Source organism: Leifsonia sp. AK011, from assembly GCF_013410945.1.
Lineage (GTDB): Bacteria > Actinomycetota > Actinomycetes > Actinomycetales > Microbacteriaceae > Rhodoglobus.
This window is the reverse complement of sequence record NZ_JACCCH010000001.1, coordinates 2,136,238-2,150,708: the sequence shown is the minus strand read 5'-3', so window position 1 is coordinate 2,150,708 and position 14,471 is coordinate 2,136,238. Positions and strand designations below refer to the sequence as shown.

The 14,471-nt window shown below is 65.6% G+C and carries 15 protein-coding genes and 1 tRNA gene; 12 read left to right on the top strand and 4 right to left on the bottom strand.

Annotated features, from left to right (window positions below):
* Window positions 1-34: 34 nt before the first annotated feature.
* Genes HDC94_RS10465 through HDC94_RS10455 form a run of 3 tightly spaced genes read left to right on the top strand, consistent with a single transcriptional unit; the run spans window position 35 to window position 1,450 of the window.
* A complete protein-coding gene (locus HDC94_RS10465; protein ID WP_179497321.1) occupies window positions 35-343 on the top strand; it encodes an SHOCT domain-containing protein in 309 nt (102 codons plus the stop codon).
* Window positions 344-395: 52 nt separating this feature from the next.
* A complete protein-coding gene (locus HDC94_RS10460) occupies window positions 396-1,139 on the top strand; it encodes an AzlC family ABC transporter permease (RefSeq protein WP_179497319.1) in 744 nt (247 codons plus the stop codon).
* Entirely contained in the window at window positions 1,136-1,450 is a 315-nt protein-coding gene (locus tag HDC94_RS10455; RefSeq protein WP_179497317.1) for an AzlD domain-containing protein, read from the top strand. The genes HDC94_RS10460 and HDC94_RS10455 overlap by 4 nt, the downstream gene beginning before the upstream one ends.
* Before the next feature lie 12 nt (window positions 1,451-1,462).
* On the opposite strand, the gene def is transcribed toward HDC94_RS10455, so the two are convergent.
* Window positions 1,463-2,029, bottom strand: coding sequence for a peptide deformylase (gene def / locus HDC94_RS10450; protein ID WP_179497315.1), 567 nt, complete (start codon window positions 2,027-2,029; stop codon window positions 1,463-1,465).
* Between the two features lie 40 nt (window positions 2,030-2,069).
* On the opposite strand from def, the gene HDC94_RS10445 reads away from it, so the two are divergent.
* The 3 genes from HDC94_RS10445 (at window position 2,070) to HDC94_RS10435 (ending at window position 5,804) form a co-directional block, all read left to right on the top strand.
* On the top strand, window positions 2,070-3,062 hold the full coding sequence (locus tag HDC94_RS10445) for a multidrug DMT transporter permease (RefSeq protein WP_179497313.1): 993 nt from the start codon (window positions 2,070-2,072) through the stop codon (window positions 3,060-3,062).
* A gap of 84 nt (window positions 3,063-3,146) precedes the next feature.
* Window positions 3,147-4,346 carry a glycosyltransferase gene (locus HDC94_RS10440; RefSeq protein ID WP_308495701.1) on the top strand — a complete coding sequence of 400 codons (1,200 nt, stop codon included), beginning with the start codon at window positions 3,147-3,149 and terminating at the stop codon, window positions 4,344-4,346.
* Between the two features lie 222 nt (window positions 4,347-4,568).
* Entirely contained in the window at window positions 4,569-5,804 is a 1,236-nt protein-coding gene (locus HDC94_RS10435; protein ID WP_179497311.1) for an HNH endonuclease signature motif containing protein, read from the top strand.
* Between the two features lie 45 nt (window positions 5,805-5,849).
* Here HDC94_RS10435 and HDC94_RS10430 read toward each other — a convergent pair whose 3' ends face one another.
* Window positions 5,850-6,011: a hypothetical protein gene (locus tag HDC94_RS10430; protein ID WP_179497309.1), complete on the bottom strand. Its 162-nt coding sequence runs from the start codon at window positions 6,009-6,011 to the stop codon at window positions 5,850-5,852.
* An 81-nt stretch (window positions 6,012-6,092) separates the two neighbouring features.
* On the opposite strand from HDC94_RS10430, the gene HDC94_RS10425 reads away from it, so the two are divergent.
* The 3 genes from HDC94_RS10425 (at window position 6,093) to HDC94_RS14450 (ending at window position 8,284) form a co-directional block, all read left to right on the top strand.
* Window positions 6,093-6,169, top strand: a tRNA-Ile gene (locus tag HDC94_RS10425).
* 113 nt (window positions 6,170-6,282) lie between these two features.
* Window positions 6,283-7,479 carry an IS481 family transposase gene (locus HDC94_RS10420; RefSeq protein ID WP_179499023.1) on the top strand — a complete coding sequence of 399 codons (1,197 nt, stop codon included), beginning with the start codon at window positions 6,283-6,285 and terminating at the stop codon, window positions 7,477-7,479.
* A 271-nt stretch (window positions 7,480-7,750) separates the two neighbouring features.
* A complete protein-coding gene (locus HDC94_RS14450; protein ID WP_218870551.1) occupies window positions 7,751-8,284 on the top strand; it encodes a hypothetical protein in 534 nt (177 codons plus the stop codon).
* 286 nt (window positions 8,285-8,570) lie between these two features.
* Here HDC94_RS14450 and HDC94_RS10415 read toward each other — a convergent pair whose 3' ends face one another.
* The gene (locus tag HDC94_RS10415; RefSeq protein ID WP_179497307.1) at window positions 8,571-8,951 is read right to left on the bottom strand and encodes a cupin domain-containing protein; all 381 of its coding nucleotides are present in this window, start codon (window positions 8,949-8,951) and stop codon (window positions 8,571-8,573) included.
* A 56-nt stretch (window positions 8,952-9,007) separates the two neighbouring features.
* Between HDC94_RS10415 and HDC94_RS10410 the strand changes: the two genes are divergently transcribed.
* From HDC94_RS10410 to HDC94_RS10400, 3 genes are read left to right on the top strand one after another with little or no spacing between them, the layout of a single operon-like run.
* A complete protein-coding gene (locus HDC94_RS10410; RefSeq protein WP_179497305.1) occupies window positions 9,008-9,391 on the top strand; it encodes a hypothetical protein in 384 nt (127 codons plus the stop codon).
* 50 nt (window positions 9,392-9,441) lie between these two features.
* Complete coding sequence (locus HDC94_RS10405; protein WP_179497303.1) at window positions 9,442-10,035, top strand: hypothetical protein; 594 nt, start codon at window positions 9,442-9,444, stop codon at window positions 10,033-10,035.
* A gap of 49 nt (window positions 10,036-10,084) precedes the next feature.
* Window positions 10,085-10,735, top strand: coding sequence for a hypothetical protein (locus HDC94_RS10400; RefSeq protein ID WP_179497301.1), 651 nt, complete (start codon window positions 10,085-10,087; stop codon window positions 10,733-10,735).
* 8 nt (window positions 10,736-10,743) lie between these two features.
* Here HDC94_RS10400 and HDC94_RS10395 read toward each other — a convergent pair whose 3' ends face one another.
* Window positions 10,744-14,307 (bottom strand): SCO7613 C-terminal domain-containing membrane protein, encoded by a 3,564-nt coding sequence (locus HDC94_RS10395; RefSeq protein WP_179497299.1) that lies wholly within the window; start codon window positions 14,305-14,307, stop codon window positions 10,744-10,746.
* Window positions 14,308-14,471 lie beyond the last annotated feature (164 nt).

The window sequence follows — 14,471 nt, the reverse complement described above, 5'->3', positions numbered from 1 at the left end:
CTCCCGGGCACTGATCGTCACGATTGGACACCCCATGACTCCCTCACTCGCTCTCGCCGCGACGCAGCTCGCCGAGCACGGCCCGGGCTTCGGCTTCGGCTTCGGTTGGATCTTCCTCTTCCTCATCCCGCTCTTCTGGTTCGCGCTGATCGCCCTGTTCGTCGGCCTCGGTCGACGCCGCTGGGCGCGCGCAGGGTGGGGCCCCGGACACTACCCGGGAGCCTGGGCCGCCCGCAGTGCGGAGTCCACCCTCGCCGAGCGATTCGCCCAGGGCGACATCGACGAGAAGGAGTACCGCGCTCGGCTCGAGGTGCTGAGGTCGAACGTTCCCGGCCAGCGCTAGGCAGGTAGAGTCTCCCTTCTGGCCATCGCCGATCGCGACGGTCAGGAGGGAGATGTCGTTCGTCATGGCTCGCACGCCGGAGGCTCAGGCCGCGTTCCGCTCAGCGGTGGGGGTCGGGCTCGCTGTCGCGGCGTACGGATTCTCGTTCGGGGCCCTGGCCGTGGCATCCGGGCTCGATGTCTGGCAGACGTGTGTGCTCAGCCTGCTGATGTTCTCGGGTGGCTCGCAGTTCGCACTCGTCGGAGTTCTCGCCGCGGGTGGTGCCGGCGCGGGCATCCCCGCGGTCGCGAGCGCGGCCCTGCTCGGCACGCGCAACGCCCTGTACGCGCTCCGCGTGGCGCCCATGATCAGCGGCCCGTGGCCCAAGAAGGTGCTGGCCGCTCACTGGACGATCGACGAATCGACGGCCGTGGCAACCGCCCAGGAGTCGCTCGAGGCGCAGCGCACGGGATTCTGGTGGACGGGCGGCATCATCTTCTTCGGCTGGAACCTGACGACTCTGGCCGGCGCCCTCGTCGGCGATCTGCTCGGGGACGTTCGTCAATACGGCCTGGATGCGGCGGCCGCGGCAGCCTTCCTCGGACTGCTCTGGCCCAGACTTCGACAGCTGCAGCCCGTTGTCGTCGCCATCGGGGCTGCGGTCGTCGCCACCGTACTAACGCCGGCGCTGCCGCCCGGCATTCCCGTGATCGCTGCTGCCGTCGTGGCGCTTGCCGTGGGGATCCCGAACCTGCTGCGCCCGAAGGGTGACGCGCGGGATGCCGCGACTCCCGTAGACACGGAGGGCCCGGCATGACCGTCTGGCAGACCATCCTCCTGGCCTCAATCATCGTGCTTGCGCTGAAGCTCGTCGGCTACCTCGTGCCGCCGTCGTTCGCCACGCGGCCGACGCCGTCGCGTGTCGCCAACCTGCTCACGGTCGCTCTGCTGTCGGCTCTCGTCGTGGTGCAGACGGTGGGCCAGGGCCAGGCGATCGTCGTGGATGCCCGGCTTCCCGCGATCCTCGTGGCCGCGAGTCTCTTCGCTCTGCGCGTGCCGTTCATCGTTGTGATCGTGGCTGCCGCGTTCGTCGCTGCGATGCTGCGGCTGTACGCGGGGATGGCCTAGGGCTGGACTCGCTCAGCCTTCGAGATCGTCGAGTCCTGGCATCCATTCCTGCCCGGGAACACCCCAGCCGCGCTTGCGCACGATCTTCGCTGCCGCCTTGCCGTGCGGGTGGTCGAGTCGGTCGGCGTAGAGCACGCCGTCGAGGTGGTCGTACTCGTGCTGGAAGATGCGTGCGAGCCATCCCTCAGCCTCGACCTCGTAGCGTTCGCCGTCCAGGTTGGTGGCCCGCAGGATGGCGGCGGGGGAGCGACGCAAGGGGAATCGCTCGCCCGGGATCGAGAGGCAGCCCTCCGACTCCTCGTCCTCGTCGGGCTCGCCGAGAGGAGTGGGCGCAAGCCACAGCTCCGGGTTGATGGCCACTCCCTCGTGCAGCACATCGTCATCGTCCTGCCAGCGGTACACGAAGATCCGGGAGCCCACGCCCACCTGGGGTGCTGCCAGCCCGACCCCCGGCGCAGCGATCATCGTCTCGACCATATCGGCGACGAGGGAACGGACTTCGTCCGTGATCTCCTCGACGGGGGAGGCGACGGTGTGGAGAACGGGGTCCCCTGTGATTCGTATCGGGAGCACGGCCATTCGCCCAGAATATCCGGGACCGAGCAGGTAGATTCGACGGGTGCCTCCTGAGCTGGAAGATATTGCCGATCAGCTGACGCTGGACTCCTCGGCCGCGATTGGCATACCCCTGGCGCTCATCGCGGCGGTGCTGCTTGCCATCGGTACGCAGTTCCAGCACCGTGGTGTCGGCCTCGTGAACGCGGCATCCACGACGGATGGCACGACGGGCCTCAGCCTCGGACAGCTCCGCTCACTCCTCGCCAGGCCGTCGTGGGTCATCGGCACTCTTCTGCTGGGACTCGCGATCGTGCTGCAGCTCACGAGCCTCGCGTTCGCGCCCCTCATCGTCGTCCAGCCGCTCGGTGCAGTCGCCCTCGTCGTGACCGCGATCGTGAACTCCAAGGTCACGAAGGTGCCTCTCGATCGTGTGTCGATCCGCGCGATCGTGATCTGCGTCGTGGGTATCGGCGCGTTCGTCACCATCGCAGCGTTCGTCGCGAAGACGCACCCCATCACCGCGACTCAACTTGTGACCGTGCTGATCACGCTCGCCGTCGTGCTGATCGTGTTCGTGGGGCTCTTCCTCTTCATGCGCGGGCGTACGCCGCGTCCGATCTTCTACGTGATCGCCGGGGGTGTGCTCTTCGGTTTCGTCGTGACGCTCGCCAAGGTCGTGATCGATCGGGTTCGTACCATCCTGTCGATCCCCGACTACGCGATCGGGTCGGCCGACATCCTCACCCTGCTCTGCATTGTGGGTCTTGCCGCCGCGGGTCTTCTCGGCACGTACTTCGTGCAGACGGCACACTCCTCGAACCCTCCGGACCTCGTTGTTGCGGGCCTCACTGTGATCGATCCGCTCGTCGCGGTGTCGATCGGCATCGTCGTGCTGGGCGAGGCCGCTGGGGCGCCCGTGTGGGCGATCATCGCCTTCGTGATCGCTGCCGCTGTGGCGGTCTACGGCGTGCTGTCTCTGGCTCGCCACCATCCGCAGGCCCTGGCGAATACGTCCGTCGCCGACGCGGCGGACGGGGCCTCCAAAGACTCGTGAGGTAGGTTATACGGCAGTGCCGAGCGCACTGCTGACGTGGTCGAGACCTCTTCTCGCCCCCAGACAAAAGGACATCGCCTTCCCGTGGTAGCAACCCCGCGACCCTCTTCCAGCGAGGAGAAGCCGCGACTTCGCGTCCTCATTGGCGCCGATACGTTCGCGCCCGAGATCAATGGCGCGGCGAGCTTCATCGCCCGTCTCGCTGCCGGCCTCGTTCAGCGCGGACACGACGTGCACATCATGGCTCCGTCCTACGACGGGCGGCTCGGTGCGATCGACGAGGTGCATGAGGGGGAACACATGACGGTTCACCGTGTGCGCTCGTGGCGCTGGTACCCGCACCCCACGTTCCGCTTCATGCTGCCGTGGCAGGTCCGGCGGGAGTCGGCTCGCATCCTCGATCTCGTGAAGCCCGATGTCATCCACTTCCAGTCCCACATCGTGGTCGGTCGAGGTCTCACCATCGAGGGTGAGAAGCGGGGCATCCGCCTGATCGGCACCAACCACTTCATGCCCGAGAACCTGCTCGATCACACCTACATCATTCCGCCGTTCCTTCAGCGCTGGGCGATTCGGGAGGCGTGGGCTGCGGCGGATCGGTCATTCCGTCGCGCGGAGCGGGTGAGCACCCCCACGCAGAAGGCCGCCGAGTACCTGGAGAGGAACACGTCGGTGCGCGGAGTCCTCGCGATCTCCTGTGGGATCGACGCCCACAATTACACGCCGAACTTCGAGCCGAACGCGGAGAACCTCATAGTGTTCCTCGGCCGCATCGTCGACGAGAAGCAGATCGACAAGCTTGTTCGCGCCTTCGCGAAGCTCTCGCCCGACCTCAAGGCGCGCCTGCAGATCCTCGGCACCGGTGACCAGGAGCACAAGCTGAAGGCGCTCGCTTCTCAGCTGGGCGTCGCCGATCGAGTTCAGTTCGACGGCAAGGTCACCGACGACTATCTCCGCAAGACCCTGACTTCTGCCAAGGTCTTCGCCATGCCGTCGATCGCTGAGCTTCAGAGCATCTCCACGATGGAGGCGATGGCGTCGGGTCTTCCGATCGTGGCGGCGGATGCGATGGCCCTCCCGCACCTCGTCCACGACGGGGAGAACGGCTTCCTGTTCGAGCCCGGCAACGTCGACGACCTGGCGGACAAGCTGACACGTGTGCTGACGATGCCCGAGGAGGACCTGCAGCGGATGAAGCGCGAGAGCCTCGCAATCGTGGAGGCCCACGACATCCAGCGCACCCTCAACACCTTCGAGGCCCTCTACCGCGGCGAGTCGGTTTAGGTACTGAGCCCTCGGCCCTACGTAAGCCTCGACTTCTCTGCTGGTTGAGTAGCCGCGGGCGCAGCCCCGGCGTCATCGAAACCAGGTGGTTCCTGTGGGTTGAGTAGCCGCGGCGAAGCCCGGCGTCATCGAAACCTCACCTCCGTATTACTCACCCCGACTTAGTCACACCCCGCTGTCCTAGCGCCGAACAATGTCAGCGGCCTCTGCTCAACTAGAGGCATGAACACCCCAAGTCTCGCCGCCGCGGAGCCGCCCCTGCTCCTCGACGAGACCTTCCCCGAGACGAGGGTGTTGTTCGGGATGGCCCGAGCCGAAGTAGCCCAGTTGTCGGCCACCCGCGCCATCGCGGAGCAGTGGGCGGCCATCGCCGACACCCTCCGCGAGGCAAGTGACTTCCCTGACGTATTCGTCGAGAACCTTCGCCCGACCGACAACGCGTCCGAACTCGCGGTGCGGGCAGCCGCCGCCGATCTGGCCGTCCGTTTGGGCATGACGGAGAACGCGGTCCGCAACCACGCCCACGAAGCAGGCCTGCTCCGCACTCGTACTCCGCACGTGTGGGCATGGTTCCGGGAGGGCGAGTTCGCCGTCCCCAATGCCCGCACCGTCGCAGACCTGGTCGCCCACCTTCCCGAAGACGCGTGGGATGCCTTCGACACCGCCATGGCCGAGCACCGCTTGCTGGCCCCGCCGAGGTTCCGTGCGCGCGCTCGTGCGGTGGCGTCCCGTCTCGACCAAGCAACCCTCACCGAACGACACCAGCGTGCCGCGAAGGAGCGTCGAGTGTGGATGGAGCCCGCCGTCGACGGCATGGCCTGGCTGAACCTTCACCTCACCATCGAACAGTGTCGCCGTGCGTTCGCGACTATCGACCGGATGGCCCGAAACCTCCAGGTCCCCGGTGAGACCCGCACCCTGAACCAACTGCGCGCCGATGTTGCAGCAGACCTCCTCGGTGGCGTCCTCGGCAGCGCGAACACGCGAGGCACCGGCGTCTCTATTGCCGTGACCGTGCCGGTGATGACCCTGCTGGGTTTGGAGGACACCCCCGGCACCCTCGACGGTCTCACTCCGATCGATGCAGACACGGCCCGCCGTCTGGCCGGTCACGCCCCGTCATTCACGCGCATCCTCACCCACCCGATCACCGGCACCGTTCTGGACATCGACCGCAACCCCGAGCACATCCCGGCGGACCTGTTGCGATGGCAGAGGTTCATGCACCCGATCTGCGACTTCCCCGGCTGTGGCAGACCCGCCGCCGAGTGCGACATCGACCACACCATCGCCAAAGCCGACAACGGCACCACCACCGATGCGAATGTGGGTCCGCTCTGTCGAAACCACCATCGGGTCAAGCACCACACCAAGTGGTCATTGACGAGGGATGCCACCGGCATCACCTGGACCAGCCCCACCGGTCACACCACCCGCGGCGATCCACCACCCTTCTGACCACCCCGACCGCAACCGGGGCCCGGAGCCAACCGCACTATCGATCTACGCGCTCGTTCCTGCCGCCTGCTCAGCGCACGACCGGCACCACCACCCGGTGAATCGCTCGAGCATGACCAGTTCCTTGGGGCTGCCGCACGTCTCGCACGGTGGGCTCGGTTCGAGACCGTCGCTGTGTTCCACTGCCTCGGGGCTGAGGTCCGTCATGGCGTCAGTCTAGGCGCGGCTGCATTTAGCGCACTCGGGGCGCGGTATCGTGGGTATCCGCCGCGCGCGAGCGTCCGGCGCGGGGCGGTAGCTCAGCTGGTTAGAGCAGCGGACTCATAATCCGTCGGTCACGGGTTCAAGTCCCGTCCGCCCTACCAAATTAGTGTATTACTTCGCCTGATTGTTGACGTTTGGTCTTCGGGTGATGGTTGACAGTGTTTCGGTTGATGCTTGACAGTGCCTTCGGGTGATGCTTGACACTCTCTCTATGTTGAGGGAGTTCAGTGTGTCGGAGCAGCGGTATCAGGCCGTGTTGGCTGTGATTGCGGATGGTCGGACTGTGTCGGAGGTTGCGGCGCAGTGGGGTGTTTCCCGTCAGAGTGTTCATTCTTGGTTGGCCCGGTATGAGGCTGAGGGACTAGCGGGGTTGACGGATCGGTCGCATCGGCCGGTGTTGTCTCCGTTGCAGATGCCTGCCGAGGTGGAGGCGTTGGTTCTGGAGTTGAGGCGTCAGCATCGGGGTTGGGGTCCGCGGCGGTTGGTGTTCGAGGTTGGCAAGCGTGGTGTTGTGCCGGTGCCGTCGGGGTCTGGGGTGTATCGGGCGTTGCGGCGGGCGGGTCTGATTGGGCCGGGCGCAAGACGTAAGCGGAAGGAGACCTGGAAGCGGTGGGAGCGCGGGTCTGCGATGGAGCTGTGGCAGATGGACATCGTGGGCGGGTTTCTGCTGGCAGACGGGTCGACGGTGAAGTGTCTGACCGGGGTTGATGACCATTCCCGGTTGTGTGTGTCGGCGAAGTTGATGCGTCGCGAGATCGCCAGGAACGTCTGCGACGGTTTGGTCGAGGCGTTGCGCAAGCACGGGTTGCCGGGTCAGATCCTGACCGATAACGGGAAGGTCTTCACGGGCCGTTTTAACCAGCCACCGGTGGAGGTGCTGTTTGATCGCATCTGTCGGGAGAACGGCATCGATCACATCCTGACCGCGCCGCGGTCACCGACCACGACGGGGAAGATCGAGCGGTTCCACCGGTCGTTGCGGGCAGAGTTCCTCACCGGGAAGGTCTTCTCGACGCTGGTGCAGGCTCAAGCCGAGCTGGATGAGTGGGTTGCTGACTACAACCATGAACGCCCGCATCAATCGTTGAAGATGCAAACCCCGGCGGCCCGGTTCGCCGCATCGCTGGCAGCAGATGTGCCGCTCACCGTCGATGACTCCGCGCTGCACCAGGATCGCGCGGGCAACGACTGGGTCACTCGAACCGTGTCAGCGGTCGGGGTCGTCTGTGTCGCATGGCAGCAGATCTCGGTCGGCAAGCACCGTGCTGGCGCCAAAGTCGACATCCACGTCACCGGAGAGCTCCTGCAGATCTGGGACGGCAACGAGCTCCTCAAGACCGCCGCCCGCGACAATCCAGGGAAGGAGGTTCGGGTCAAGAGAGCCTTCTCGATGCCCCCACGCGGGGCCTAACCTACCCACGAGAGTGTCAAGCATCACCCGACCCAGGACCGTCAAGGATCTACCGAAGCTCTACAGCCCTACCAAAACCCACGCGGGTTTCGGTGCCTCCGAAGCGTCAGATCACGAGCACTCCAACAGTTCTCCAAGGCCGGCATGCATAGCGGGGAGGACGACCACTCTTACGAAGACGTGAGCCAGGGCAGTTTCTGCCAAGTGTTCTAGGACAAACAGCGTTACGTATTCCGCGACTCCCTGCTCACGGGTTGATACGGTGGGCGCTGTGAGTGAGGCGAACGGCGGTGAGATTCGACTGGCGCAAGAACGGACGCGCGCAGCGATACTTGCCTATCTAGAGCCCCACTTGGGCCACGGCGACGACATGCTGGACATATGGTCTGACCTCCTCGAAGTGCAGTCAGGCGATTGGGTCACGTTGACGCTGGACCCGGCGACGTGGCCGGACTGGGTGGTGTCCTACTGGGAAGTGCGGGGAGTCTCTCTGGTTTGGGCAGGGGACTGCCTTCGTTGCAAGGCCGACCCATCGATCTTTGTCAGCCTCCCAGGCGGAGCCAATCCGGTGTGGTCTCCCATCAAGCCCGTTGGCGACGGCTTGGCTACCGAAGGTGAAGAGCTGCGCCAGTTCAAGTTCTTGAGAACCTACATTGCTCAGCGGTATTGGGCGGGCGACAGCTTGGAGGGATTCGTCGCTGCACTCAACTTGAGCGGGCCACCAGCGGGGCTGCCGGGCTGGTCGCAAGCGTGGCAGCAGTCAGGGCTGGAGAGCTGGAGTGCAAGGAATTCGGAATCCGCTTAGGGCACTGCTACCTCGATTAGTCCCGCCCTATGGAAGAAAGGCGTTGCTGCAGTCTTATCGGCGGCTTGGTGCAGAGTCCTCGGTGATCTCGCCTCCACGCCCCTGTTGGCTCAGGGCCGATACTCCTCGGGCGGGGGTGAGGAACCGAGCGGCCCGAGAAGACAGTGGCTTGACCAGAAACCACCTGTACGACTGCTCCTACCACGCTTGCCCGGCCCAGCCAGCGCGACACGTTGCAGACACATCGCATCGAAATCTACCTCTAACGAGTTCACGAGGATCTGCCTCACCTGTCGCCCAACTGCCGCTCAATCGGCACGGTCCGCTCCACGATCACATCGCCAGTATGGGCCGTGGTGACCGTCTCAATCAGCACGATGTGCACCTCTTCCTCGGCGATCGGGTTGTGCTGCACGCCTCGCGGGACGACGTAGAACTGCCCCGGCGTGAGCACCACCTCCTGGTCATCGGGCAGTTGGATACGGAGACGTCCGGAGAGCACGATGAACATCTCGTCCTCAGCCTCGTGAGCGTGCCAGACCAGTTCGCCCAGGAGCTTCGCGACCTTCACGTACTGGTCGTTGACCTGCCCGACGACTCTTGGAGTCCAGTGATCTTCAACTAGCTCGAGTTCAGAGGCGAAGTCGATGCTCGGGATGAGTGTCATGCAGCCATTCTCCGTCGCGCTCTGTCACACGTGCATCCCGCCGATAGGATCGCGCCGTGACCAATCAGCCTGAGAACCCGCGCACCTGGATGGAGGAGTGGGTTCGCTCCGAGTCGTTCTGGAAGGACGTGGCATCCAGATCGTTTGCCGGGGTCGTCGTGCTGATCGTGTCCGGACTATTCGCCGGGATGATCGGCTGGGCGGTCTCTGACTCGGTTCGGCCGATATTCGCGGCAGCGGCCGTGGGCTTCGCGCTGCTCCTAGCGGCACTCGCGGTCATTGCGTTCGTCTTTCGGACGTGGCTGTGGGCGAGCCGCAGCGGCAAGAGTTACTCGATCGGCCTCCTGGTGCTTGCCATCGCCGTGACGCTGGTGACGATCTGGGCCCTCCTCGGTCCTGGGCTCGTCCTGATCGACTGGGTTTTCGAGCTCAACCAGTAGGCCAGCTCGAGGTGGCGCTGCCCACGCTGCGAGACCGCCAGAATTGACTCATGCCGCCTCTTGTTCGTGCGTTCGTTGTGCTTCTCGCCGCACCCGTGGCTCTCGCCGGTTGCGCGACGTCGTCGACAGGAAATGATCCCGGCGACAGCGAGATTACGAACCTGCTCATGACCGAGCAGGATGTGAGCGGTTGGACGATTACGCCCGACGATGGTCCTGTGGACGGGAAAACCGACGACTGCACTGGCGCACCCTACGACTGGCCCGACCTGCAAACGCTCGATCACGCATCCCAGTTCCTCGATCGTCCAGATGAGACCGTGGCGCTCGTGGTCAAGCGGGTGGACGGGCAAGCATCGGAGAGTGTCGAAGCACTTCGGGGTGCTCTCGCTCCGTGCGCCCCACAGTCGGGCGCGGTGCCGAACGGGGCGATGATCACTCTCGTGGGCGACGACTCGTTCGCGTACCAATCGCGGTCATCCGACGATCTGGGTGACTTCACCTTCAGCAACATGCTCGTCTCATGTGAGGATCTGATCCTGGAGGTCTCGCTGTTGTCGTACTCCTCGGAGCTCGATCAGGCCGGACTGGAAGAACTGGTCTCACCGTCAATTGAGCGCCTGACCGAAGCGGGCGGCTGCTAGCCGCTGCCGACACTCTCGGTCTGGACCCGACGCCGCCTACTGTGGACGTGTGACTACCCGCAGGCTCCACGTTCTCGCGGAGGTCGTCCTCGGCGCCCAGGCCGTCGCGCTCGCTCTGCTCAACGCGACGACCGAGCCGATCCGGATGCCCGTGACAGCAGGTTTCCTCGGCGGCGACACCCTCGCCAGCGTCGACCTCAGAGTCGCAACGGTCGTGCTCCTCGGATTCAGTGCGCTGTGTTCCGCAGTCGCCGTTCGCTGGCCTTCGCGCCAACTGCGCTGGATCGAGTGGTCGCAGGTGTCGGCGATCATCGTCTTTCTCGTTGCGCAACTCAACGGAGTTCAGGATGTCGCGGCTCTCGTAGCCCTCTACGCACTGACCGCCGGCGCGAGTCTCTTCCTCGTGTCCCACGAGACATCCAAGGAGGGCACCTGGCCATTCGTTTTTGGGGCTGCCGTGGGTATCGTCCCCTGGGGTGTGATCGCCCTGTACCAGGTCGGCCCGATCATCGCCGGCGGCGAACCGACGGCGGCCGTGCGCGTGATCACGCTGGCAATGCTGGTACTGGCGGCCGCGTACTGGTTCGTGATGCGCCGCGCACGAGTGTTGGAACGTCCGATCCTCGCCGAACGAGGACACACGGTGATCGTCCTTTTTGGCGTGTCCCTACTCGCGTCGGCGACGTTCCTGTTCGTCTGAGATCCGGCCTAGGTGAGGTCCCGCATCCGAGCCGCGGCCCCCTTGCCCTGACCCACTCTGCGTTCTGAGGTGACCGCGAGCACGAGAAGCACAGCGCCCGCAGTCGCGAGGGTGATCCACCACGGCTGCGCACCGATGTTCCGCCCAACCTGGACCGCGAACACCATGATGTTCTCGATCGGCAGAACGATGATGCCGAGGATGAACGGGGCAGCAAGGCGTCGAAGGTTTCCGATCATGATCGCCACCAGAGCGAGCACGATCACGAGGATCGCGCGTTCGGTTCGCGGGTCGGTTCCTGTAGCGAGAATCGACGGCAGGAAGATCACGACGATGCCGGGCGCGAGCAACCTCCAGGAACCCTTGTACCCGATCGGCCAGCTCCAGAATGTACCGCGCTCCTCTCGCTGCGGCCACAGGGCGATGACGCCGACGGCCAGCAGGGCGAAGCCCAACGGCAGCGAGTAGGCCTCGACCCGAAGATCGCGCGCCGACCAGCTCGCCACGGCCGCGGACCACGCCGCAGCAAACGTGACGACAACGGGGGGAAGCACGACGGACCGGGTGCGAGCGAGAGCAGCGGTCACGATCATGAGGGCGAGCAGGGCCATACTGATCGTCAGCAGCGTGATGATGGGGAGCCATCCGCTCCGCATGGCAGTGATCGGCCCGACGAGGAACACGACGGCAGGCACGAAGAGCCACCGGGAACGCGCAAGACGCTCGGGCGCCGACCACGTGGCATCCGATCGCCGACTGACGAGCACTCCGATCGCGATCGCAATCACCGTCGACGTGAGCGTGTAGGCCAGTACGAGCCACATCACGCCCGGGTCACCCGCCGAAGCACCATCGAGCGAGAGTGCGAACCGCACGGACTGCACAACACCGGATGCCGCGGCAATGAGTGCCACGAAGAGCGAGGGCATCCGCAGCGAGCCGATCCGCGACAACCAGCGCCACCTCGTGAGCACGGGTATCAACGCCGCGAACAGCGTCAATCCGGCGGCGAATGCGAGGAGCAGCCACGTGCGCCAAGGAACGAGACCCTCCGAACCGACGGCGACGAGCGTGACCAGGATGGGTGCGAGTGCCGTGGTGAGGCCGGCAGCGTACAGTCCGGTGGCGGAGAGTCCGAAGCCCGGGAGACCTCGCGCTACGAGGAAAAGCCCTACGACTGCGGCACCGAGAGTGGGCGGTAGCAGGTACGGCTCGAGGCCCGTCACACCGTTGAGCGCCCACAGGCACCACAGCGCACCGGTGAAGGCGATGCCCGCGAGGGGCCAGCCGTAGCGTCTACGGGCGAAGAGGGCGGTCGCCACTGCGCCGGCTCCGAGTATGACGAGCACGATGAGGGTTGTAGGAAGACCGGCCGCCGCGCGCACGAGGGCAAGAAGGACGGCGACCGCAGCGGTCACGAGCGAAGAGATCTCGAGGGCGATTCGAGCAGAACGGGCATCGACATCGCTCACGCCGAGACGCTGGAGCGCGACGCCGACAAGATTGGTCGCCGGAAGCACGCACGCGACGATCGAGGCGATGATCGGGAGAGTGATCGGGGAGGCACTGACGGCGAGGAACTGCGCAGCCAGCGAGATCACCGCCACGGAGACCGCGGGAACAACGAGTGCGGCCGCGGACGTTCGGAGGAATCGCGTGAGTCCCTCCCGTCTGCTGAACAGCACGACGAGAAGCAGACCGACGATCACCGACGTGCTCAGGCCGGTCCAGCCGCTGCGCTCAAAGAACACCGTGCCCACCCCGATGAGGAACGGCACGGAAGTCACGATGAGGATCGCGTACCAGTGCGCGATTCTGGGCCAGTGCGTGATGGTGGTGACGAGCGCGACGAGAGCCGCTACGGAGGTCGTGAGGCACAGCACCGCGATGAGTTCCAGGTCGGCCAGAACGAGGGCTGCGGAGAGCAGGATGAGCGCCCATGAGTAGCCCACAGCCGTGTACACCGGACGCACTGGACGTGGCATCGCACGAGCGAGAAGAGCGAGCACACCGATGGATGCAGCGCCGAGCGGAACCCGGAGCGCCTCGTCATTCCAGCTGGCACTCGCGGCCACGATGACGAGAATGTGAGCCGCGACGTAGAGCGGTGATGTCAGCGTGAGCGCACGTTCACGAACCCACGGAATGTAGGCCAGCGCGAACGCGAGGCCGACTGCGATCACGAGGCAGAGGATCGCGTGCGTGATGCGTGCGAACACGGGGAAGGTCGCGAACAGCACCACCGCGGTCGCCACGAGCCAGACGGCAATCGGCGTCCACGCCGGCGCGAGCACGCTTGGTGGCTGGTCCCTACGTCCCACCCGGCGCAACAGAATGTGCGAGCCAGCCGACACCAGCAGTCCGATCAGCATCGCGGTGGCCATGGTGGGCGAGACACTGCTGACGAGGTCCTCGGCGAGAGCCGCGTTCATCACCACGGGCAGTGTGGTCACCAGACTCGGAATCACCGCGACAACTGCCACACTCCAGATGCCCGCGCGCACGAGGCTGGGGGAGAGGCCACCGGCGGCGCGGACGGCCGCGCTGAGCGCCACGGCGACGAGCACGGCGAAGGGCGCGAGTGCGAGCATCCACCCGTCGTCGAGGGGGAGCCCGAATGCCAGCACGAGGAGCGAGGATGCGAAGAGGGCACCTGTCGCCCAACTCCACCACGCTGGGGCGAGATTCCGCGCGGAGGCGGCCGCGATGGCGGCGAGGGTCGCGAGAGCGATCGTCGAACCCACCGAGCGTTCCACACCATCGGCGCTGAAGGGCAGGAGAACAATCACGAAGAAGAACGCCGCCTGCTGAATCACGAAGGCGGTGACGTGGTCCGCCTGCAGAGGGCTCGAAAAGCGCGCACTCAACCGTGACACGACGGGATGGACAACGAGGGCAATCGCTCCGGCACCGATGAATCCGATCACTGGTCCCCAACTCTCGAGGTCGATCCCGAACCCCGCGAACACCAGCGCGATCGGGAGGCCGACGAACCCGATCCAGACCCAGGCTCGAAGCTTCGCGAGGTAGCCGAGGCCCACGAGTGCGACCGACGACACGAGTGTTCCCAGCGACGCGAGCAGGAAGGTCCCCGAGATGGATGCCGCGGGCTCCGTGAATGCCCAGACGTCGAGCCCCACGAACACCGTGCCGAGGGCCCCGACCGCCTCGGCGGAGAACTGGAGAGTTCCCCGAGCGAGCAACCACGCTGCACCGAGGAAGACGAGCGTGCTCGCCGCGATGATCGCGGTGCGCGCCTCGAAACTGTCGAGGTCGGGGTTGAAGAAGGCGAAGACGATGGCCGCGACGGCGACCAGGCCGGCCCCCGCGACGGCAAGGACCGACTGGAGGCTGAGCGACGTCTTCGGCGCGACCGGGGGCGCAACGAAGGTCCAGGCGGGAGCGGGAGTGCGGACCGTGGGAACGGGTGGCGCCGAAGGCGCCGTCACCGGGACGGCAGCGGGCGCCGCTGCCGGGACATTGGGTACGGACGCGACATCCACGGGGGCAGCGGCCTCCCCACCGGCCGTCGCCAGCTTCGCCACAAGAGCACCGCGCTGGTCGAGACTCACGGCGGCCGCTTCGGAAGCAGCGAGGATGTCCCACCCGAGTTGTCCGCCCAGGTCCGCGCCACACACACCACATATGGGTCCCTGCAGCGTTGCGGAACAGCGGGGGCACCTCGTCCGATCCCTCAGTTGGCGGATGACGGGATCGGTCCACGATTCGGGCATGC

Bases quoted from the DNA above. Each gene is read 5' to 3' on its own strand.
- HDC94_RS10465 (WP_179497321.1), top strand. From the start codon at position 35: ATGACTCCCTCACTCGCTCTCGCCGCGACGCAGCTCGCCGAGCACGGC.
- HDC94_RS10460 (WP_179497319.1), top strand. From the start codon at position 396: ATGTCGTTCGTCATGGCTCGCACGCCGGAGGCTCAGGCCGCGTTCCGC.
- HDC94_RS10455 (WP_179497317.1), top strand. From the start codon at position 1,136: ATGACCGTCTGGCAGACCATCCTCCTGGCCTCAATCATCGTGCTTGCG.
- def (WP_179497315.1), bottom strand. From the start codon at position 2,029: ATGGCCGTGCTCCCGATACGAATCACAGGGGACCCCGTTCTCCACACC.
- HDC94_RS10435 (WP_179497311.1), top strand. From the start codon at position 4,569: ATGAACACCCCAAGTCTCGCCGCCGCGGAGCCGCCCCTGCTCCTCGAC.
- HDC94_RS10430 (WP_179497309.1), bottom strand. From the start codon at position 6,011: ATGACGGACCTCAGCCCCGAGGCAGTGGAACACAGCGACGGTCTCGAA.
- HDC94_RS10415 (WP_179497307.1), bottom strand. From the start codon at position 8,951: ATGACACTCATCCCGAGCATCGACTTCGCCTCTGAACTCGAGCTAGTT.
- HDC94_RS10405 (WP_179497303.1), top strand. From the start codon at position 9,442: ATGCCGCCTCTTGTTCGTGCGTTCGTTGTGCTTCTCGCCGCACCCGTG.